The organism is Idiomarina rhizosphaerae (genome assembly GCF_024159085.1).
GTDB classification, from domain to species: domain Bacteria; phylum Pseudomonadota; class Gammaproteobacteria; order Enterobacterales; family Alteromonadaceae; genus Idiomarina; species Idiomarina rhizosphaerae.
Genome location: NZ_JAMZDE010000007.1, coordinates 284,555 through 304,880, shown reverse-complemented (window position 1 = coordinate 304,880; position 20,326 = coordinate 284,555). Strand labels below are relative to the sequence as shown.

22 protein-coding genes are annotated in these 20,326 nt (G+C 46.2%); 2 read left to right on the top strand and 20 right to left on the bottom strand.

The genetic code is table 11. The features are described 5' to 3' along the window. Positions 1 to 79: 79 nt before the first annotated feature. Together nlpI and NJR55_RS09185 are read left to right on the top strand one after the other, a co-directional pair. A complete protein-coding gene (gene nlpI, locus NJR55_RS09190) occupies positions 80 to 964 on the top strand; it encodes a lipoprotein NlpI (protein WP_253619678.1) in 885 nt (294 codons plus the stop codon). A gap of 11 nt (positions 965 to 975) precedes the next feature. Beyond that, positions 976 to 2,091, top strand: a complete 1,116-nt coding sequence (locus tag NJR55_RS09185) for a peptidase (protein WP_253619677.1) — start codon at positions 976 to 978, stop codon at positions 2,089 to 2,091. A 9-nt stretch (positions 2,092 to 2,100) separates the two neighbouring features. Here the strand turns inward: NJR55_RS09185 and NJR55_RS09180 are convergent, their stop codons facing one another. From NJR55_RS09180 to NJR55_RS09085, 20 genes are all read right to left on the bottom strand, one after another. Further along, entirely contained in the window at positions 2,101 to 2,493 is a 393-nt protein-coding gene (locus NJR55_RS09180) for an MAPEG family protein (protein WP_253619676.1), read from the bottom strand. 16 nt (positions 2,494 to 2,509) lie between these two features. After that, positions 2,510 to 3,478 carry a lipoyl synthase gene (gene lipA / locus NJR55_RS09175; protein WP_253619675.1) on the bottom strand — a complete coding sequence of 323 codons (969 nt, stop codon included), beginning with the start codon at positions 3,476 to 3,478 and terminating at the stop codon, positions 2,510 to 2,512. Next, a complete protein-coding gene (gene lipB, locus NJR55_RS09170; RefSeq protein ID WP_253619674.1) occupies positions 3,462 to 4,127 on the bottom strand; it encodes a lipoyl(octanoyl) transferase LipB in 666 nt (221 codons plus the stop codon). Before lipB ends, lipA begins: the two co-directional genes overlap by 17 nt. Before the next feature lie 44 nt (positions 4,128 to 4,171). Then, positions 4,172 to 4,438, bottom strand: a complete 267-nt coding sequence (gene ybeD / locus NJR55_RS09165) for a DUF493 family protein YbeD (RefSeq protein WP_253619673.1) — start codon at positions 4,436 to 4,438, stop codon at positions 4,172 to 4,174. A 12-nt stretch (positions 4,439 to 4,450) separates the two neighbouring features. Beyond that, complete coding sequence (locus NJR55_RS09160) at positions 4,451 to 5,608, bottom strand: D-alanyl-D-alanine carboxypeptidase family protein (RefSeq protein WP_253619672.1); 1,158 nt, start codon at positions 5,606 to 5,608, stop codon at positions 4,451 to 4,453. A gap of 62 nt (positions 5,609 to 5,670) precedes the next feature. Beyond that, positions 5,671 to 6,498 (bottom strand): septal ring lytic transglycosylase RlpA family protein, encoded by an 828-nt coding sequence (locus tag NJR55_RS09155; RefSeq protein WP_253619671.1) that lies wholly within the window; start codon positions 6,496 to 6,498, stop codon positions 5,671 to 5,673. Then, complete coding sequence (gene mltB / locus NJR55_RS09150) at positions 6,485 to 7,456, bottom strand: lytic murein transglycosylase B (RefSeq protein ID WP_253619670.1); 972 nt, start codon at positions 7,454 to 7,456, stop codon at positions 6,485 to 6,487. The genes NJR55_RS09155 and mltB overlap by 14 nt, the downstream gene beginning before the upstream one ends. 17 nt (positions 7,457 to 7,473) lie before the next feature. Then, the gene (rodA, locus tag NJR55_RS09145) at positions 7,474 to 8,592 is read right to left on the bottom strand and encodes a rod shape-determining protein RodA (protein WP_253619669.1); all 1,119 of its coding nucleotides are present in this window, start codon (positions 8,590 to 8,592) and stop codon (positions 7,474 to 7,476) included. After that, a complete protein-coding gene (mrdA, locus tag NJR55_RS09140) occupies positions 8,579 to 10,474 on the bottom strand; it encodes a penicillin-binding protein 2 (protein ID WP_253619668.1) in 1,896 nt (631 codons plus the stop codon). Before mrdA ends, rodA begins: the two co-directional genes overlap by 14 nt. Positions 10,475 to 10,482: 8 nt before the next feature. Continuing rightward, on the bottom strand, positions 10,483 to 10,953 hold the full coding sequence (gene rlmH, locus NJR55_RS09135) for a 23S rRNA (pseudouridine(1915)-N(3))-methyltransferase RlmH (protein ID WP_253619667.1): 471 nt from the start codon (positions 10,951 to 10,953) through the stop codon (positions 10,483 to 10,485). A 3-nt stretch (positions 10,954 to 10,956) separates the two neighbouring features. Continuing rightward, positions 10,957 to 11,274 carry a ribosome silencing factor gene (gene rsfS, locus NJR55_RS09130; protein WP_011234202.1) on the bottom strand — a complete coding sequence of 106 codons (318 nt, stop codon included), beginning with the start codon at positions 11,272 to 11,274 and terminating at the stop codon, positions 10,957 to 10,959. Positions 11,275 to 11,337: 63 nt separating this feature from the next. Further along, a complete protein-coding gene (gene nadD, locus NJR55_RS09125; protein ID WP_253619666.1) occupies positions 11,338 to 11,967 on the bottom strand; it encodes a nicotinate-nucleotide adenylyltransferase in 630 nt (209 codons plus the stop codon). Next, positions 11,964 to 13,046, bottom strand: a complete 1,083-nt coding sequence (holA, locus tag NJR55_RS09120) for a DNA polymerase III subunit delta (RefSeq protein ID WP_253619665.1) — start codon at positions 13,044 to 13,046, stop codon at positions 11,964 to 11,966. Before holA ends, nadD begins: the two co-directional genes overlap by 4 nt. A 12-nt stretch (positions 13,047 to 13,058) precedes the next feature. After that, the gene (locus tag NJR55_RS09115; protein WP_253619664.1) at positions 13,059 to 13,544 is read right to left on the bottom strand and encodes an LPS-assembly lipoprotein LptE; all 486 of its coding nucleotides are present in this window, start codon (positions 13,542 to 13,544) and stop codon (positions 13,059 to 13,061) included. 3 nt (positions 13,545 to 13,547) lie between these two features. Next, positions 13,548 to 16,124, bottom strand: a complete 2,577-nt coding sequence (gene leuS, locus NJR55_RS09110) for a leucine--tRNA ligase (protein WP_253619663.1) — start codon at positions 16,122 to 16,124, stop codon at positions 13,548 to 13,550. Positions 16,125 to 16,160: 36 nt separating this feature from the next. Beyond that, a complete protein-coding gene (locus NJR55_RS09105; protein ID WP_253619662.1) occupies positions 16,161 to 16,358 on the bottom strand; it encodes a hypothetical protein in 198 nt (65 codons plus the stop codon). A gap of 88 nt (positions 16,359 to 16,446) precedes the next feature. After that, positions 16,447 to 17,958, bottom strand: a complete 1,512-nt coding sequence (gene lnt / locus NJR55_RS09100) for an apolipoprotein N-acyltransferase (protein WP_253619661.1) — start codon at positions 17,956 to 17,958, stop codon at positions 16,447 to 16,449. After that, complete coding sequence (gene corC / locus NJR55_RS09095) at positions 17,958 to 18,845, bottom strand: CNNM family magnesium/cobalt transport protein CorC (protein ID WP_253619660.1); 888 nt, start codon at positions 18,843 to 18,845, stop codon at positions 17,958 to 17,960. Before corC ends, lnt begins: the two co-directional genes overlap by 1 nt. Then, a complete protein-coding gene (gene ybeY, locus NJR55_RS09090) occupies positions 18,842 to 19,333 on the bottom strand; it encodes an rRNA maturation RNase YbeY (protein ID WP_253619659.1) in 492 nt (163 codons plus the stop codon). Before ybeY ends, corC begins: the two co-directional genes overlap by 4 nt. After that, positions 19,333 to 20,322: a PhoH family protein gene (locus tag NJR55_RS09085; RefSeq protein WP_253619658.1), complete on the bottom strand. Its 990-nt coding sequence runs from the start codon at positions 20,320 to 20,322 to the stop codon at positions 19,333 to 19,335. The genes ybeY and NJR55_RS09085 overlap by 1 nt, the downstream gene beginning before the upstream one ends. Positions 20,323 to 20,326: the final 4 nt, after the last annotated feature.

The following is a 20,326-nucleotide window of genomic DNA, read 5'->3' as shown; positions in this document are numbered from 1 at the left end:
GTTTTTTTATGTCTGCTTTTTGCCTGAATGGCATTGAATGTGCTGTAATAGAGGCCAGTGTTTATTTAAGGATAAAATTATGCAAGAGCGCAGAGGTGTTAGGTTCATAGGAGCTTTGTTGTTATTAGGTGCCATGACGGGCTGTGCCTCGCAAAGTTCATTTAATCAGTTACCTGATACTGTAGTGCTTGCAGAGCCTGAACGCGCAGAGTTTCGTTATGAAATTGAACTGGCGCGCATTGGGCAGATGCTAAGAGAAAATTTAACGGAGGAACAGCGCGGAGAGCTATATTACCGTCGCGGGGCGTTATATGACGCTGTCGGTTTAAGAACTCTTGCCAGAATGGATTTTACCCGGGCTTTAGAATATAACCCGAGGCTGGCGGATGCGTATAATTTTTTAGGTATTCAATATACGCAATTGCAAGAGTTTGATTACGCCTACGAAGCCTTTGATTCCGCAATTGAACTAAACCCTGAACATCGTTATGCCTATTTAAACAGAGGTATTGCCGAATATTACGATGCCAGAACGAAACTCTCTCAGGAAGACTTAGAATACCACCTGGAAAAAGAACCCGATGACCCTTACCGTGTTATTTGGCTGTTTCTCGCCGAACATGAAAATGATGCCGCGTTGGCACAAAAAAGCCTTGAGCAAAACGCTGAGAAACTGGATAAGTCCGACTGGGGTTATCAGATTGTACAGCTTTATGCGGGAAAACTTTCTGAAGAAGAGTTTTTACAACGTATGACTCGTAACTTAGGGGAGTCGGAAAAGCTGACTGAACGTTTGTGCGAAGCCTATTTTTATCTTGGCAAGTACATGCAAATGAAAGGCGAGCAATTACAGGCAGTTAACTACTTTAAATTGGCTTTAATGACCAATGTGTATGCCTTCGTTGAACACCGTTATGCGTCGGTGGAATTAACCCGCATTCGTGAATCGTTACTTAGTCGCTAAAGAGAAAAGGAGTGAAAGTCAGGCTCTTAATTGTGTTGTTTTTACTTGCTCTAAGTGGGTGGTCTCATCAGATTTATAACCAACAACAAGAAAGGAGCTGGTTAGCACATCAGGGTAATACGAAAGCGCAACACCAACTGGCAAATCACCACTGGAAACTTAATAATCGTACCGCTGCTTATTATTGGTGGCAGCGGTCGGCAAAGCAGCATTATTTTCCAGCCATAGAAAGCTTAATCAACGAATTTCCAGGAGCAAATGCCGTCTGGCTTGAACTGGCCGCTGATGCTGGCGACCCAGAGGCTCAAAGGCAAGTGGCTACCGCTGAGCTAGCCGATCAAAACATTTCTATGCACGAATGGATGCATCGCTGGGTAAACTCGAAAGACTCTTGGTTGCAGAGTCAGTTTGGGCTGATTGAACGCTATAAGCCAAGCGCGCAATGCAATATGGAAATTAATGTTGTTGCTGCTGACTCCGGCGAAAAGCTACGCTATCTTAACTTTTTGTCCGCAGTACAAAATGCACCTTTTGATACTCAGAATTGGTGCGTTAGCTATACTTTGGATGAAAACTTATCTTGTGTAACCGATACGCAGAGAAAACGTGCAAATTGTCATTCCGAACAGCAATTTGATAAGCAAGTGCTATTAGCCGAAGAGGGTATTGCCAGTGCCAATAGTCAGACATTGACTTTAACTGCTGACAGTTCAGAAGCAGTTATTCAACATGAGCTGGGACACTGGGTTGGGTTTGCTGATGAGTACGAAATGTCGGAAGTACTCGCCCAGAAGTTTTGCTATGGCTATTACGATCATGACAGCCTGAATATTATTGTAACTGAAGCTCATAACGATTATGCGGCGCAGCAGGTTAAAGCGATTTATAAAAGCCTGCCGTGGAAAGATGAACTCAGGTCCTGGCAAGATATTGCGATTAAGAAGCAAGGGAAGTGGCGTTTAGGAAGCCCGGAGGACGCTATTGTCGGCCTTTTTAAAGCGGATACCTGTAATTCTGTAGATGACAGGCAAGCATGGCGTCCAGTTAATATTAGAACCGCCATGGAGCAGCATGACACCCAAATATGGCCCGAACTCTACTTAAGATTGCTGAAACGCAAAAATTGATACTTTGATTTAGACGCTAATAGCGACTTGCGCCAGAATTAACACTGGGCAAAGTGTTGCCAGAAACCAAATAAGTGAACGAAGCTTGTCGTAGTTGCCTAAATAAGCAATGTGGTAGAGCACTCTAAGCACAATAAAAGAAATACTTAAAAATTCAATTCGGTCGGTGACCTGAGAAGTTGCTAAGGCCGCCAATACAGCCGCAGCAAATAACGGGAAAGCTTCATAGGCATTATAGTGACCGGCAACGGCTCGGGCTCCACGCCCAAGTAACCGTTGCTGTTGAGCTCTGGGGTGTTTATTGTCATAACCGTTATCCCGGTTCTGAAAGTAAACCACTGGTGCCTTAGCCAAAATTGGTAAGACTCCGGCAATGAGTAAACACCACAGTAAAAGGCTCATGGTCATTCTTCCCTAATTAACGTACGGTTTCGCCTGCAGCCTGTAAGTCAGCATGATAAGACGAGCGAACTAGTGGTCCACTGGCAATGTGGCTAAAGCCCATTTCAACACCAGCAACACGCAGTTCTTCAAATTCGTCAGGATGCACGTAGCGCGCTACCGGAATATGATGGCGGCTAGGCTGCAAATACTGTCCGATAGTTAACATGTCGACATCGTGCGCACGAAGATCTTTCATGACTTCCAGTATTTCTTCTTTGGTTTCGCCAAGACCGACCATAAGTCCCGACTTGGTACGGATATCCGGACGCGCTTCCTTGTACTTTTGCAGCAAGTCTAAAGACCACTGGTAATTTGCACCGGGACGGGCCGCTTTATAGAGGCGAGGCACAGTCTCAAGGTTGTGGTTAAAGACGTCAGGCGCTTCACCTTTCAGAATATCGAGCGCAACCTGCATACGACCACGAAAATCCGGTACCAGCACTTCTACCTGAATGTTGTTCTCACTGTGCTTACGAATTTCACGAATACAGTCCGCAAAATGTTGAGCACCGCCGTCGCGTAAATCATCGCGATCAACCGACGTAATTACGACATACTTCACTTTCATGTCGCGGATGGTTTTGCCCAGCTTTTCAGCTTCTTCCGGATCGGGAGGAAGAGGGCGACCGTGAGCAACGTCACAGAATGGGCAACGACGTGTACAAATGTCGCCCAGAATCATGAAACTGGCTGTACCGTGATTAAAACATTCCGGTAAATTTGGACAGGATGCTTCCTCACAAACAGAGTGCAGACCATGGCTGCGCATTGCTTGCTTAATTTCATCAATACGCTCAGTTGAAGAAGGTAACTTAACCTTCAGCCACGAGGGCTTACGCAACATCTGGTCGCGTTCGGTAGGAATAATTTGTACTGGTATCAGTGCCATTTTATCGGCGTCACGCATTTTGACACCAGGTTCAACTCTAACTGGCTTTGACATAATCTTGAGCGAGTCCCGTTTGTTGAAGAATGTTGCTGTAGGAAAGAGAGCTGGTAAAGTGTTTTATCACTGCATCAGCTGCTTCACTAAAGCTATCAGGACCATTGAGATCCTTAGTTTGAATCATTTTTATGCCCGAAAGGCCACAAGGGTTTATTCGGGAAAAAGGTTCCATATCCATATTGACGTTCAACGCCAATCCGTGGAAAGAACAGCCTTTACGAATACGCAGTCCCAGAGAGCAGATTTTATCTGCATCGACATAAACTCCTGGGGCATCTCGACGCGCTTTGGCATCAATTTCGTAGTCGGAAAGGGTTTCAATTACGGTGTTTTCAATGTGATTAACCAGCTGACGGACACCATAATTAAGACGACGGATATTAAGAAGAAAATAGATAACGAGCTGACCTGGACCGTGATAGGTAACCTGCCCGCCTCTGTCAACCTGAATAACCGGAATATCACCCGGAGCGAGGATATGCTCAGCTTTACCAGCTTGTCCTTGAGTGAAGACAGGATCGTGCTCTACCACCCACAGTTCGTCGGCAGTCTGTTCGTCGCGTTGGTCAGTGAATTCCTGCATAGCATGCCATACGGGTTCGTATGGCTGCCTGCCCAATTCACGGATAATTAGGGTATCGTTCATGCCGTCATTATAACGTTTGTCAGCAATAACGGCTAGCCCTATGACTACAGAACGTAGCGAACGTCCTCGATATCTGACAGTGAACGATACAGTATTTCGATATGCTGCTGGCTTTCAACACGCACAGCAACAGAAATTGAATGGTAGTTACCTTTGCTGCTGGGCTTTACAGAAGGACTGTAGTCGCCCGGAGCATGCTCTTGTAAAACTTCTACGACCTGGTCAGGAAGGCTTTCACTAGCAACCCCCATCACTTTAAAAGTAAAGTGACAGGGAAAGTCGACCAGTTCGTCAAAACGAGTTTTTTGCATCTATCTAAACCTTTATTCTTCGGTAAACTGCTGTTTTATATAGTCCATCATTTTCTTGAAGAACCCACCTTCTTCGACCGTTTGCAGAGTTACTAGCGGAAACGAAGCAACATCTTCGCCGTTTAGCTGAAGGTAAACTGTGCCTACGTGTTGACCTTTGGAAAGCGGTGCCTGTAGCTGCTCATCAAGCTCAAAGTTAGCTTTTAATTTATCACGTTGACCTTTAGGTAAGGTAATAACGACATCTTCACTAATGCCCAGCTCGACTTCATCTAAATCACCACCCCAGATACGTTGGGAAATGAAGCTTTCACCGGCAGAGTACGCTTTGACGGTTTCGAAATAACGGAACCCGTAATTAAGTAGTTTTTTACTTTCAACTTTACGCGCTTGTTCACTGTTAGTACCCATAACCACAGCAATTAATCGGGTTCCATCTTCAACTGCCGAAGAAACCAGACTATAACCCGCTTCATTAGTATGGCCGGTTTTAATGCCATCGACATTCAAACTCCGATCCCATAGCAATGAGTTGCGATTGTATTGCTTGATATTATTGTAGGTAAAAGATTTTTCTGCGTAGAGTTTATATTCTTCAGGAGTCTCATTTATTAAAGCACTTGCTAACGTGGCCATATCACGAGCGGAGACGTATTGCTCTGAATCAGGCAGACCGTGACTGTTTGCAAAATGACTGTCTTCCATGCCTATTTGTTCAGCATAATTGTTCATTAAGCCGGCGAAAGCGTCTTCGCTTCCTGCAATATGTTCAGCCATTGCGACACAGGCGTCGTTACCAGAGGAAATAATAATGCCACGGTTTAGGTCTTTAACACTGACCTCTTTGCCAACTTCGATAAACATTTTGGATGATTCAGGGAAATTTTTGGCCCAGGCATTTTCGCTGACAGTAACAATATCCTTCTCGCTAATGCGTCCAGCTAGCATTTCTTTACCAATAATATAGCTGGTCATCATTTTGGTCAGGCTGGCCGGAGGCAGACTTTCATTGGAATTATTTTCTGCTAACACTTTGCCAGTAGTGTGATCGATAAGGATATAGGCTTTCGCATTAACCGACGGCGCATCGGGAACTAATGATTGAGCGGCGAAGCTTGCTGAGCTGAATAATAGGGTTACGGCGGTAAAAAGGTGACAAATTTTTTTCATTGGGATTATCTTTATCTTATCGGTCAAAAAGTGAATCAAATGCGTAAAGAGGCCGAATTATATCAGTTTTGTTGCACAGCGTCAGGAGTATCCGTCTGACTTTGCGCCGCCTTTACGCGAAAAGCTTTAGGGTATCCGGAAGATCGTATTTGCTCGAGTAAGTCGTAGCTTTGCTCTTCTGAAACCGGACCCAGCATTAATTTATGTAGACCATCCGTTTTCTCAGTAGTTGCAATTTCCTGGAACTTGGGCGGTAGGTTGTGTTTTAACTGCGATAAACGGTTAATATTTGATGAAGCAACCAATTGAATATGATAATTCGATTGGCTTCTCGGGGCAGATTGCTCTTCGACTCGCATTGGAGTCTTTAAATTAATGGCTTCAACCCTAACCGGGGCTGTACCACTATCCAGCATACCCAACTTATAAGCTGCCGCAAATGACAAGTCGATAATACGTTCAGGATGGAATGGTCCGCGATCATTTACCCTAACAGTAACGGTACGGTCGTTGTTCAAGTTAGTGACTTTTACATAAGTAGGCAGAGGTAACCGAGTATGAGCCGCTGACATACTGTACATATCATAATATTCACCATTCGAAGTCAGATGTCCGTGAAATTTATTACCATACCAGGAGGCATAACCTTCCTCGACATACCCTACCGCACTGTCCATTACCTTATAGTCATTGCCTAGTACCCGATAGTCCCGATTACCCTGAGGACTGATAGGCTCATGTACGGGAACGGCACTGCGTAACTCCGACTCAGTAGGTAAACGAGTCGGAGCACTGTCTTCATGCTGAGAGTATCGGCCGGAGGGACCGCTGGAGCAACTACTGAGCAAAAACACGCTCAGCATTATGGTTGATAAATTACTGCATTTCATTTTTCAGTTGCTCGCTAAACTGGTAGACAGCCATCGCGTAAAGTGGACTATGGTTATACCGGGTAATGACATAGAAGTTGTCGTATCCCAGCCAGTATTCATAAGCGTCTTTTGTTTCAAACTCAAATACCCTAACTTCGGTGTCATCATTAACCGCCTGATGCTGCGGAAGCTCATAGCCTTTACGCTTAATTTCGGAACGCGTGGTATTGGGTTTCATACCGTCGCTGACTAACGCTTTCCAGTCTTGTTCATTACCAAGAGGCTGTGCCACGGGTTGGCCTTGCTGCCATTTATGTTCTGCAAAATAATTAGCCACACTACCAATAGCATCGACCGGATTCGTCAGGATGTCTCTCTGTCCGTCGTTGTCAAAGTCGACTGCGTAATGCCGATAGCTGGAAGAAATAAACTGACCGAAACCCATAGCGCCAGCGTAGGAACCTTTAGCTTCGGCTACGTCCCAACCTTCTTCAGTTGCTAACTGAAAGAATTCGCTAAGTTCGGAACGGAAGAAATTTGAACGAGGAGGATAATGGAAACCTAAAGTGTAGAGTGAATCCAGAACGGAATATTTCCCCATATAATTGCCGTAAAAGGTTTCGACGCCAATGATTGCAACTATGATTTGAGCAGGTACTCCGTATTCAGCTTCTGCACGTTCCAGCGTTTCTTTATGTTTTTTCCAGAACTTAACGCCCGCTTCTAAGCGTTTTTCAGTTAAGAAAATAGGGTAGTATTGGTACCAGGGCTTGGCTTCCCATGGACGTTGAATGGCTTCAAGAACCTCGTCGTTTTTCTGGGCAGTCAATAGCCATTGGCGAACTTGCTCTTCGTCAAGTTGGTGCTGTTCTACCTGCTGCTGAATAAACTTTTCAATCTCAGGGCTTTGCTCCTGAGCATTTGCAGGTAAGCTGCTTGTTGCGGTTAGCAACGCTAATCCTAATAAGGTGCGCATAAAGTTTCCCTGTTTTTTTAGCCATTTTTCATAACTAAGCGATGATGGGTCGCAATGGACATGAGCATGCCGAAGCCGGCCATAAGTGTCACCATCGACGTGCCACCATAACTGATTAAAGGTAATGGTACCCCAACCACTGGCAATAGTCCTGAAACCATACCAATATTTACAAATACATAAACAAAGAAGGTCAGTGTCAGTGAACCGGCTAATAACTTACAAAAGATATCCTGAGTTTGCAGAGCAATAATTAGGCCTCGTAAAATAATGAAGCCATACAATGCAAGCAAAAGGATAACTCCGGTAAGGCCAAATTCTTCACTAAAAACAGAAAAAATAAAGTCGGTATGACGCTCCGGTAAAAACTCCAGTTGAGACTGAGTTCCCTGAAGCCAGCCTTTGCCATCAATGCCGCCTGAACCGATGGCAATTTTTGACTGAATAATGTGGTAGCCTGAACCGAGTGGATCACGCTCAGGGTTTAAAAAAGTGAGCACCCGTTGACGCTGGTAGTCGTGCATAAGATAAAACCAGAGTACCGGGGTAAAGGCTGCGGCAGCAATAGCTGCGGCGGTAACTAACTTCCAGCTTAATCCCGCTAAAAATATAACGAAAAGTCCAGCGCAGGCAACCAGCAGTGAAGTTCCTAAATCGGGTTGGCGGGCAATGAGTAATGTTGGAATAATCACCAGCACTAAAGCGCCAAACAGCCTATAAATGGAGGGCGGGATAGGGTGTTGATTCATATACCAGGCCAGCATAAGGGGCATGGCAAGTTTCATTATTTCTGACGGCTGTATGGTTAAAGGGCCTATATCCAACCAACGTTGAGCGCCTTTTCCCATTTCACCAAAAACAAGTACGGCCACTAGAAGCAGAACCCCGCCACAGAAAGCTGGCACGGCAAAGCGAGATAGCGCACGTGGCGGAATTTGTGCAACCACAAAAAGCACAACAAAAGATAACCCTATACGTATCGACTGTCTTTCTACGACTTCCAGGTCCTGCCCAGCAGCGCTGTAAATAACAAATAAACTAAGAACCGAGAGTACAATCAAAGGAATAAGCAGAGGCCCGTCAATGTGTAACTTCTTCAGAATAGGACTTCTTTGACGTTCTTCAGTTGTCAGCATTTGTTTTTTCCTGCTGTTTGTTGCCATTGTTAAATCGGGCGTGCCAGACGTCTAATATTTCTCTCGCTACCGGTGCCGCGACACTTCCACCGCCCCCAAGAGAGTTTTCTATTGCCACTACGACAACAACTTCAGGGTCGTCTGCCGGAGCATAACCCACGTACATCGCATTATCGCGGTAGCGCTCGGCAATATCTTCTGCATTATATTCCTCTTCCTGTCCCAGGCTTCTGACCTGAGCTGTTCCGGTTTTGCCTGCCGATGAGTAGGGCGCGTCTTTAAAAGCTCTATGCGCTGTACCTTTAGGTGACATATTGACGTTACGCATTCCCCTAGTGATAATTTCCCAGTTACTGCTATCGGATAAGGTCAATTTTTCCCGGTGAGCGATTAAAGCTTCTTCAAATACACCGTCCTGTATTTTGCCGCGAAGCAACCGGGGAATAAGGTGCTCACCTTTATTTGCAACCATGGCAGTTGCAACGGCCAGTTGCATAGGCGTTGCCGTCCAGTAACTCTGACCAATACCGACAGAGAGAGTTTCGCCCGCATACCAGGGCTGACCAAAACGAGCTCTCTTCCAACCACGAGAAGGCATTAGTGCAGAGACTTCTTCGTGAATATCTATTCCTGTTCTTTCGCCAAAACCAAACTCAGTCATAAAACTGGATATCTTATCAACGCCGAGCTTAAGGGCTAGATCGTAATAAAATGTATCACAGCTTTCAGTAATGGCTCTTTCTACATCGACCCAGCCGTGTCCCCAGGCCAGCCAGTCGCGGTAGCGTCGGTCAACGCCTTTTATTTCAAACCAGCCGGGATCCCATATGCGAGTATCTTCTTCAATGGTGCCATCCTCTAATCCAAGCAGACCTATCTGAGGCTTAATGGTAGATGCAGGGGGGTAAGCCCCTTGGGTTACGCGGTTAAGTAACGGACTCTGAGTCGAGTTCAATAACGATTGATATTGCTTAACCGAAATGCCATTGACGAACCAGTTTGGATCGTAGCTGGGTGCGCTGACCATAGCCAGTATTCCACCGGTGGTGGCATCCATTAATATGATAGAACCGCGTCGCTCACTCAGTAATTCCGCAGCTTTTCGCTGTAATTCAAGATCCAGCTCCAGGACGATGTCCTGACCCGGTTTAGGGGCTTCAATACTCAGTGTCCTAACTGCACGTCCCCGGTTATTTACCTCTACGCTCTGATAGCCGACTTCGCCATGAAGATCTTTTTCGTAGTATCTCTCTATACCGAGTTTTCCTATAGTCCGACTGGCGGCGTAATTAGGTAGTTCGCCACTTTCGCGCAGACTCTCGACATCTCTTGGGTTGATCTTGGCAACATAGCCAACTGCGTGTGTTAATAATTCTTTGTGAGGGTAGTTTCGTATCAAACGAGCTTCGATACTTATGCCTGGGTATTTATGTTGGTGCGCAGCAAAAACTGCCAGCTGCTTTTCATTCAACTCGTCGAGTAAGGGCACATTATTAAAACGTCGTTGATTTTTTAGATTCCGATAGAAGCGCTCAATAGTGCTGTCAGGAAAGTTGAGTAACTGTTGAAGTTGACTTAGGGTCTGCTCAAGGTTATCGATTTCTTCCGGAGTTACATCCAGACTGTAAATTGGTGTGTTTTCTGCTAATAAAACACCGTTGCGGTCATAGATTAAGCCCCGATTCGGCGCCAGAGGAAGTAATTTTATTCGGTTATCGTTAGAGCGCGTCTGAAGCTCTTTATGTTCACTCACTTGCAGGTGATACATGTTTGACGCCAGAGCAATAAAGGCCGCAACAACAATCACCATAGCAACAAGCACGCGTCGCCCAAAAACGGCCGCTTCGGAATCATGATCACGTATGTGGGTGCGGTGACGCATTATTATTCTTATTCTCTATGGTACGGATGATTGTTATTCAGGCTCCATGCCCGGTAAAGACTTTCTGCGACGATTAACCTCACCACCGGATGGGGTAATGTTAATTTAGACAAAGACCAGCGCTGTTCAGCTGCTGCCAGGCATTCATCGGAAAGGCCCTCAGGCCCGCCGATTAATAGAGTGACATCTCTGCCGTCCATTTGCCACTTCTCTAGTTGCTGAGCAAGCTTAGGTGTGTCCCAGGCCTGACCTGTGACCTCTAAAGTGACTATTCGGTTCCCTTTGGGTATTGCTTGCAGCAGTGATTTACCTTCTTGTTGCATCACGCGGTTTAAATCTGCTTTACGCGTACGCTTTTGAGCTGCAATCTCATGCAGCACTAGCTTACAATCCGCCGGGAACCGCTTTTTATATTCGTTGAAGCCTTCAGTAACCCACGTGGGCATTTTGGTGCCAACGGCGAGTAATTGAATTTGCACTGACTAGCCCCAGAGTTTTTCTAATTGATAGAAATCGCGGATGCTGTCTTGCATAACATGTATAACAACATCGCCAAGGTCAACTAAAACCCACTCCGACTGTTCTCCACCTTCTACGCCAATAGGTGGCGTGCCGGCATGCTTTGCTTCTGTCGCCACATGTTCAGCTATGCTTCTTACATGCGTTTTCGAGCTGCCAGAGCAGATGATCATGTAATCAACAACGTCCGTTTTATCATGAACATCTAAAATTTGAACGTCACGACCTTTAAGATCATCGATTTTATCAATGACAAATTCACGCAATTCTTCTGCCTGCAAAAGATTTTCTCCGATTTAAGGATTAAAACCCGAAGTTTAACAGAAATTAGGAAAAGTGTTCAGTTACAAATACAGCTGATGTTGTCTTATATAGTCATAAACATTGGAAGGTAGTGGCAGGTTATTCTCACGGTGTTTAAGTTGCTCGCGTAATTCGGTGGCGGCAACATCGACCATCGGGGTTTCTGCAATATAAAGCAGCCCCTGGCGTTGCTCATGCAGGGTGTTTTTATCGCGGGTCAGATGCGTTGAAATAAACTCTTTCAACTCGTCATCCTGAGGGTTAAAAGGTACTCCTGCTCTTGGCATAACAACCAGGTGAGCGTATTCAAGAAGCTGGTGCCACTGATGCCAGCGGTGAAGACTCATTAATGAGTCCATCCCCATCACAAAAAGTAGGGTGTCATCAGGAAACTGGGTTTTAAACTCACTTAATGTATTCGCCGTAAAGGAAGGTCTATTCTGTCTTAACTCCCAGTCCTCGACGGTGAAAGCCGTGTGTTGTTGAGATGCAAGCTTAACCATGTCCAGCCGCTGCTCCGGGCTGGCATCTGGTTGCGGACGATGCGGCGGTACCGCGCTTGGCATTAATGCTAAAGTTGAAATACCGAGCTCTTTCACCAGAGCGACTGCCGTTTGCAGGTGCCCGTTATGAATCGGGTCAAAAGTGCCGCCAAAAATTGCGCGTATCATAGCTGAATAAATTTTTCGTTTGGCTCAATGCCGTGATTAAACACCGAAAGCCCGTCATTAATGGCGTCGGCGTTATTACAGCAAAGTAAACTGAGTAGATGAGTCGTTAGTATAAGAGGGGATTCGCCGCTATCAAGCTTAAGCGCCGCTTCTATTCTCTCAATCAACTGCTGTGCACTCAATAGAGTTTGTTGTCTCAATTGATTTGCGCGCTGGTGATACCCCGGTTGTTGATTAGGCCAAATCATAAATTGACGGAAAAGAGCGTTTGTATCGGCTTGTGTCTGCTTAGCTTTTTGCAACGCTGTTAGCAGTTGTACTTCGCGCTGCAAAATCCAGATGAGCCTGTGAAAATCATTTTCTTCGTCCAGTAACCGTTCCAGCCGATGCAATGCGCCTTCAAAGTCTTGTTGCTGGATACTTTCCTGCAACGCAAACACGCTAAAGCGACTGACATCATCAATTGATGTTTTCAAAAAGTCTTCTGTAATGACGCCATCGTTGCTCAACAATTGCCATTTACTCAGCTCCTGATCCAGAGCAAGTAAGTTTCCTTCAAACCAGTCTGATAACTTTTCCGGAACACCCGAGGCGAGAGTGAGTTGATAGCGTTGAGCACGCTGGTGAATAAAGGCGGGTAGCTGCGATTTATCCGGGCTTTGGGTGCGAACCAGCGGACCGCGCTCTGCCAGTGCTTTGAACCAGCGACTGTTTTGGGTCTCTTTTTTTAACCGGTCGCCAATAACAACCAGAATTTCGCTGTCAGCCTGATTCTTCGCGTATTCGGTCAATGCGGCAGAGCCGTCACGACCGGGTTTGTTTTCGGGCAATTCCAGCTCAATCAGACGCATATTGCCAAACAGACTCATTGACTGTTCTCCGGAAGACAGTTGTTGCCAGTCGAAGTCTTTACTTTGTAACCAATGCACCCGCTCGAGGTCATCGCTGGCTATGCTTTTCCGAATACTAGCCAGCGCGTCGTTCCTGAGTAAAAGGTCATCACCAAACACTAGCAGGACAGGGGGGACCCCATTCTGTTGCAGGTAATGTTCGAGCTTTTCAGGGTAGATAGTTTGCATTGGCTAAGAGTTCTATTCCGACATTTCGGAGATGATTTGTTGCAAAATAAGGCGAGACGCTTCGGCTCTCATTTCATCTACCAGCATTTCCCGTTCGCGGGTTTTAGCCAATGCAAAGTTAGGATCGTCCTGATAGTCGCGCGCCACCTCAACCGTTCGCTCAAGTAGCAGCTTTTCGTTGTTGAACAACTGATAATTGACCTGATACAGAAGCTCGTATTCCGCAACTTGACCGCTTTCAAACAACGACAATGTTCTTCGCTCTAACTTATCTGAAAGAAGCCGAACAACAACAGGTTGTTCCGCTTTAGAGACCTGAATTCCCGAATGAATAAAGCGCTGCTCCATATGCTCACTTAATTCTTTTGAAACCTGGCTTTGCAGAGAAACCGCCTGCAGTGTTTCTGGTAGTTGATAGTTTCCGCGCAGCTGAAAGCCACACCCGTTAAGAGTGGCTATCAGCAGCAGGGTGAGTACAAGGTTTATGGTAACGCGCATAGGTTATCCAACAACAATATTGAGAATTTTTCCAGGCACGTAGATTTTCTTACGAATTTCTTTGCCTTCAGTATGCTTTTGTACGGCTTCTTCATCAAAAGCAATTTGCTCAACTTGTTCTGCGGAAGCATCGGCTGGTACGGTTAATTTAGCCCGAACTTTGCCATTAATTTGCACCACAATCAGTTTTTCGTCTTCAACTAACGCGCTTTCATCAACCGTTGGCCAGTCGGCGAAAGACAGTGGTTCCTGATGTCCCAGTTCCTGCCATAACTGCTCGCAAATATGCGGCGTGATAGGCGCAAGCATACGCACCATAGCATCAATAGACTCAGCTAATACCTGACGGTCGGCATCGCTTTCCAGCGGCGCTTTTTGTAAGTGGTTAAGCAGCTCCATAATAGCTGCTATTGCTGTATTAAAGTGCTGGCGGCGTCCCATGTCATCGCTGACTTTGGCGATGGTTTTATGTAACTCGCGACGCAGCTGCTTTTGGTTTGCATTTAAGCTTTGACCTGTACAAGCGCCACCGGCGTTATTTATGTCGTAAGTCAGTTTCCACAGACGGCGTAGAAAGCGTTGTGCGCCTTCAACACCGGAGTCTGACCACTCCAGCGTCATTTCCGGTGGTGCGGCAAACATCATAAATAACCGTACGGTATCCGCGCCATAGCGTTCAACCATGGTTTGCGGGTCAATACCGTTATTTTTAGACTTTGACATTTTGCTCATGCCGCCGATATTAACCGGCTGGCCGTCTTGCTTATGCTTAGCGCCGGCAATGGCACCCTTTTCGTCACGCTCAATGTCAACCTCAAGAGGCGATACCCATTGCTTACCGCCTTTTTCATCTTCGCGGTAATAGCTGTCTGCCAGTACCATGCCTTGACACAGCAGACGCTTGAATGGCTCGTCAGACTCCACTAAGCCAGTATCGCGCAGTAACTTATGGAAGAAACGGGCATACAGCAAATGCAAAATGGCGTGTTCAATACCACCAATATACTGATCAACAGGTAACCAATAGTTAGCTTTTTCCGGATCCAGCATGGCATCATCAGTTTGTGCGCTGCAGTAACGGGCGTAGTACCACGACGACTCCATAAAGGTGTCGAAGGTATCGGTTTCGTGCTCTGCCGGCTGGCCGTTATATTCGGTTTTACGCCATTCGGGGTCAGATTTTATCGGTGAATTCACACCGTCCATAACCACATCTTCAGGCAGTTTAACCGGTAGCTGATCTTCCGGTACGGGCACGGACTCGCCATTTTCCAGGTTCAGCATTGGAATTGGAGTTCCCCAGTAACGCTGACGAGATACTCCCCAGTCGCGTAAACGGTAATTAACTTTACGCTCACCAATGCCTTTCTCTTTTAGCTCGGTTGCAATAGCGTCAAAGGCTTGTGCCGAGCTCATGCCGTTATATGGCCCCGAGTTAATAACGGTACCTTTCTCAGTAATGGCTGCTTTTTCAATGTCACTATCGCCACTAAGAGGCTCAATTACCGGGCGAATTTCCAATTGGTATTTCGTTGCAAACTCCCAGTCGCGCTGGTCATGTGCAGGCACGGCCATAACAGCGCCGGAACCGTAATCCATTAAAACAAAGTTAGCGACCCACACCGGAATTTCTTCGCCGGTCATTGGGTGAACGGCTTTAATACCGGTGTCCATACCCAGCTTTTCCATGGTGGCAATATCAGCTTCTGCAACTTTGCTGTTTTTGCACTCTTCAATGAATTTAGCCAGCTCAGGGTTCGTTTTGGCGGCTTCCGTAGCTAAAGGATGCTGTGCCGCAACGCCCATGTAGGTAACGCCGTAAAGCGTATCAGGACGGGTGGTATAAACGCGTAAAGTCTGCTCCGAGGATGCGACGTTAAAGTCAATTTCGACACCCTCTGAGCGGCCAATCCAATTACGCTGCATCGCTTTGACTTGTTCTGGCCAACCATCAAGCTGATCCAAGTCATCTAACAGCTCTTCAGCGTAATCGGTTATTTTAATAAACCACTGAGGAATTTCTTTCTGCTCGACTTTAGCGCCTGAACGCCAGCCCCGGCCGTCAATAACTTGCTCATTGGCCAGCACTGTCTGGTCTACCGGATCCCAGTTAACCGTCGCATTCTTCTTATACACCAGGCCTTTTTCATAAAGCTTAGTGAAGAACCATTGTTCCCAGCGATAATAATCCGGCGAGCAAGTTGCCAGCTCACGGTTCCAGTCGTAGCCAAAACCTAAGCTTTTTAACTGCTCGCGCATATAATCGATATTTTGATAAGTCCATTTCGCCGGTGCCGTTTTATTCTGAATAGCGGCATTTTCAGCAGGAAGCCCAAAGGCATCCCAGCCCATAGGTTGCATAACATTTTTTCCGAGCATACGCTGATGACGGCTAATGACATCACCTAAAGTATAGTTACGAACATGCCCCATATGCAGTTTTCCGCTGGGGTAGGGGAACATGGACAGGCAGTAGAACTTGTCTTTGCCCGGCTGTTCTTTTGCCGTAAATACGTCTTGTTCCTGCCAGCGTTTTTGCATGGCAGATTCGATTTTGCTCGGGTTGTATTGTTCTTGCATAATTCCTGCTGATTCCGTTTGAATTTAAATATCGGTTTAGCTAATTGCGTACCACATAAGAAGTACAACGACGATGCCGGCCAGACCAAAAAAACCGTTTTCAAAAACAGCGCGTTGTTTGACTTCGGCAGGTTCTGATTTATCAATGGCGAACAGCATGAGCCAAGAAGTTAGTCCCAGACCACCTGCAGCAACAAGCACAGCAAAAAGAATGGCGTCAAATATATTTTCCATAATGAGATCCCTGTGAAAAAATGGAAAAGAACAGCAACAGAATAGTTCTGCTAAGCCTTTATAGTGTACTGATTTTCGCGCCCGATGACTATGTCTGAGCGCGTTTCTTAGTACGTTTTGTAGCGATTACAGGTAACAGGCCAAACAGAGCCAGAATTATAGCCCCCCAGTTACCTATTTTATTAAACAACGTTGAACCACTAACCGGATAAACATCAGCTGATAATGCTGTTGCCGTAAACTGCGGAGCCAGTTCTATGTACTGGCCATGTTCATCAACGGCCGCTGTGACACCATTATTCGTTGCCCGCAACAAGGGTTTACCAAGTTCCATTGCACGCATTCGCGCTATTTGCATGTGTTGCCAGGGGCCATGTGAATCACCAAACCAGGTGTCATTGCTAATGGTTACCAGGTAATCGGTATCGTCGTAGGTATTGCTACGAACTTGCCCTGCAAAAGCTATTTCATAGCATATTGCCATGGCCAGGTTGCTGCCGTTGGCTTTAAGGTTAGGTTGTTGGTATCCCCCGCGGCTAAATGACGACATAGGGAGGTTAAATAATGGAGCCAGTGGGCGCAAAAGGTCTTCAAAGGGAACAAATTCGCCAATGGGCAACAGTTGATGTTTTTGGTAGCGGTTAGCATTACCGTAACTGTAGCTTTCTTCGTCCAGCACAATAACCGAGTTGTAAAAATCGTCGTTTAACCTGTCGTAGTCAATAATACCGGTAACTAAGGCTGAGTCGTTCATACTCGCGGACTGTTCTACCGTATTGAGGACATCACTGGCATATGGCTCAAGCGCGGTTATAGCGGATTCCGGCCAAATAACCAGATCGTGATTAAATTTAGGGCGGGTTAAATCAAGATAGCGAAGAATATTCGGCCATTGTTGTTCAGCCTGCCATTTTAATGACTGCTGAATGTTGCCCTGAACCAGCAATACCGACATAGATTCTGCTTTTCTCTCTGTGGGTTGTATTTTAGGAAATACGACAGCGCAAGTGAGAAAAATAAGTGGAATTAAAAGCGACGCCGGCTTTTTGAACCTTAGTGCCAGAACCAAAGTAATGGCAGTAAACCAAAGAGCCACGGTAATACCGGTTTCACCAATCACCGGAGCCAGTCCGCCGAAAATGCCATCTGTTTGACTGTAACCGAGACTTAGCCAGGGGAAGCCAGTGAATAGCCAGCCTCTGAGTAGCTCAGCAATAAGCCAAAAGAAAGGCAAGCTGAAGCGCCAGGCAAATTTACGATGAGAGAGCTTCTGCCAGCACCAAAATGCAATTGCCGGAAACAGTGCTAAATAAGCAAAGAGCAGTACTAATAGAAGTAGCGTAACCGGAACCGGAACACCACCATATTGATCGATGCTAACGTAAATCCAGCTTAAACCGGCACCGAACAAGCCCATGCCAAAGACAAAGCCGGCCCTGAATGCCCGTTTAGGGGCGAGAGGCCATATCAGCCTTACAACTATAGGCAGTATGATAAATGGCAGCCAATGCCAGTGAAAAGGTGAATAAGACAGCGTCAGGAGAGCGCCGCAAATCACTAACAGCAAAGAGCGCGTAACGCTTCCTGAAAGCTTTATCATTACTGTTCAGACTCCGGCGGGGTATCGGTATCAGAGTCGAGGCTGACCTGCAGTTGTTGAATACGTCTTTTATCTGCGTTAGTGACCCGGAAAGTCATGTTACCGAGTTTAACTTCTTCACCTGCCTGCGGTAAATGGCCAAAGCCGTGCGCAACAAGGCCACCGACAGTATCGTGTTCTTCATCACTGAAGTTGGTGTCAAAGTATTGGTTAAAATCTTCAATGGTAGTTAAAGCTTTTATCGAGTAACGGCTTGGGCTAAGGCGACGAATATTGGTCTTTTCGTCGTTACCATGAGCATCGGTTTCGTCTTCAATTTCGCCAACTATTTCTTCCAGAATATCTTCAATAGTTACCAAGCCAGATACACCGCCGTATTCATCGACAACAATAGCCATATGATAACGGTTGGAACGGAATTCTTTTAGTAACACATCAACGCGTTTACTCTCCGGAACGATAACCGCCGGGCGCATGACTTTGTCCAGCGAAAAGGCTTCATCGGTCATGTTAAAGCCGTAGCTGAGCAAATCTTTTGCTAACAGAATGCCCTCAACGTGATCTTTATTGTCAGTAACAACCGGGTAACGACTGTGTTGAGAATCGATAACGATAGGCAGGAATTCGTCTACACCTTGATGGATATCAATGGTGACCATTTGTGAACGTGGAATCATAATGTCGCGGACTTTAAGCTCAGCGACATCGAGCACGCCTTCAATCATCTCTCTGGTATCGTTGTCTATCAGGTCGCGGTCTTCGGCGTCCTGAATCAAATCGACGAGTTCTTCTCTGCTTTTCGGCTCACCAGCGAATACTTGCAGCAGTCTCGCTGCCCAGGATTTTCCCGATGAGCCGTTGGCTGAGTGGAGGTTGTCGTCGCTCATTGAGTGTTAAGCTCCATATTGTCTGCAGTTTGATACGGGTCTGATATTCCCAGACTCGCTAAGATGTTACGTTCAATTTGTTCCATTTCTTCGGCTTCGTCGTCTTCAATATGATCGTAACCTAATAGGTGGAGAGTACCGTGTATCACCATATGCGTCCAGTGGTCGATGGCTGACTTTTGTTGCTCTTCAGCTTCACGTTCAACGACGCTCTGACAGATAACCAAATCACCTAACAAAGTGACGGGTAATTCGACCGGGCTATTGAAGGGGAAAGACAAAACATTGGTGGCGTAATCTTTATTACGGAACTCATTATTAAGTTGCTGAGCTTCTTCTAATGCAGCAATGCGCACCGTTAGCTCAACCGCTTTATCATTTTTTTTCAGGTAATCCAGAGTGGCCGAGACCCAGTTATGGACAGAGTTTTCCTCTGGAGCCTCGGTAATACCGTCAGCCAGTTGATAATCCAGTGTTAAATCAGCCATTAGCTTTTATCAAATTCTTCGTAGGCTTGAACGATGCGCTGCACTACGGGGTGGCGTACAACATCACCGGCTTGAAAGAAGGTAAAGCTAATGTCCGTTACTTTATTCAGCACCTCAATGGCGTGCCTTAATCCTGAACGTTGGCCGCGGGGTAAATCAACCTGAGTGATGTCGCCGGTAATGACGGCTCGTGAATTAAAACCAATACGGGTCAGGAACATCTTCATTTGTTCACAAGTGGTATTCTGGCTTTCATCTAAAATAATGAAGGCGTCATTCAGCGTACGCCCGCGCATGTATGCCAGCGGAGCCACCTCAATGACGTTACGCTCAATCAGTTTTTCAACCTTTTCAAAGCCGAGCATTTCAAATAAAGCGTCATAAAGAGGGCGCAAATAGGGATCTACTTTCTGAGCTAAATCTCCCGGTAAGAAACCGAGTTTTTCACCTGCTTCTACGGCCGGACGAGTTAAGAGAATACGGCGTACTTCCTGACGTTCCAAAGCATCTACTGCACAAGCTACCGCCAGATAAGTTTTACCGGTACCGGCCGGTCCAATACCAAAATTCACGTCATGAGCCAGAATGGCACGAACATAGCCAGCCTGATTATGATTGCGAGGCTTAATTAAGCCGCGTTTGGTTTTAATGTGAGTCATTTTTTCAGCGGCAGGGTCGCCTTGATCGTCGCTTTGCTCAAGCACTTTTGCCTGCTGAATGGCCAGGTGCACTTGTTCGGGTTCAATCTGGCCTTCTTTGCCTTTTAGGGTTGCCGTCTCAATGTAGAGGTCGAGTAACAATTTGTGCACGGCTGCAACGCTGGCTGCGTGACCTATCAACTGAAACTGATGACCGCGGTGCGTTATTTCTACGCCCAGGCGACGCTCTATATGCTTCAGATTCTCGTCTAAAGGGCCGCAGAGATTGGAAAGCCGACGTGAATCCGTCGGCTCTAGCTCAAAATCAAGTGTCTGTGTTTGTGGACTCAATCGT

Excerpts from the sequence above, each read along its gene's own strand:
- rodA (WP_253619669.1), bottom strand. The coding sequence starts at position 8,592 with ATGCTGACAACTGAAGAACGTCAAAGAAGTCCTATTCTGAAGAAGTTA.
- NJR55_RS09155 (WP_253619671.1), bottom strand. The coding sequence starts at position 6,498 with ATGAAATGCAGTAATTTATCAACCATAATGCTGAGCGTGTTTTTGCTC.
- nadD (WP_253619666.1), bottom strand. The coding sequence starts at position 11,967 with ATGATACGCGCAATTTTTGGCGGCACTTTTGACCCGATTCATAACGGG.
- lipB (WP_253619674.1), bottom strand. The coding sequence starts at position 4,127 with ATGAACGATACCCTAATTATCCGTGAATTGGGCAGGCAGCCATACGAA.
- NJR55_RS09115 (WP_253619664.1), bottom strand. The coding sequence starts at position 13,544 with ATGCGCGTTACCATAAACCTTGTACTCACCCTGCTGCTGATAGCCACT.
- mrdA (WP_253619668.1), bottom strand. The coding sequence starts at position 10,474 with ATGCGTCACCGCACCCACATACGTGATCATGATTCCGAAGCGGCCGTT.
- NJR55_RS09180 (WP_253619676.1), bottom strand. The coding sequence starts at position 2,493 with ATGAGCCTTTTACTGTGGTGTTTACTCATTGCCGGAGTCTTACCAATT.
- mltB (WP_253619670.1), bottom strand. The coding sequence starts at position 7,456 with ATGCGCACCTTATTAGGATTAGCGTTGCTAACCGCAACAAGCAGCTTA.
- holA (WP_253619665.1), bottom strand. The coding sequence starts at position 13,046 with ATGCAAACTATCTACCCTGAAAAGCTCGAACATTACCTGCAACAGAAT.
- nlpI (WP_253619678.1), top strand. The coding sequence starts at position 80 with ATGCAAGAGCGCAGAGGTGTTAGGTTCATAGGAGCTTTGTTGTTATTA.
- NJR55_RS09105 (WP_253619662.1), bottom strand. The coding sequence starts at position 16,358 with ATGGAAAATATATTTGACGCCATTCTTTTTGCTGTGCTTGTTGCTGCA.
- ybeY (WP_253619659.1), bottom strand. The coding sequence starts at position 19,333 with ATGGCTGATTTAACACTGGATTATCAACTGGCTGACGGTATTACCGAG.
- ybeD (WP_253619673.1), bottom strand. The coding sequence starts at position 4,438 with ATGCAAAAAACTCGTTTTGACGAACTGGTCGACTTTCCCTGTCACTTT.
- leuS (WP_253619663.1), bottom strand. The coding sequence starts at position 16,124 with ATGCAAGAACAATACAACCCGAGCAAAATCGAATCTGCCATGCAAAAA.
- lipA (WP_253619675.1), bottom strand. The coding sequence starts at position 3,478 with ATGTCAAAGCCAGTTAGAGTTGAACCTGGTGTCAAAATGCGTGACGCC.
- NJR55_RS09160 (WP_253619672.1), bottom strand. The coding sequence starts at position 5,608 with ATGAAAAAAATTTGTCACCTTTTTACCGCCGTAACCCTATTATTCAGC.
- corC (WP_253619660.1), bottom strand. The coding sequence starts at position 18,845 with ATGAGCGACGACAACCTCCACTCAGCCAACGGCTCATCGGGAAAATCC.
- lnt (WP_253619661.1), bottom strand. The coding sequence starts at position 17,958 with ATGATAAAGCTTTCAGGAAGCGTTACGCGCTCTTTGCTGTTAGTGATT.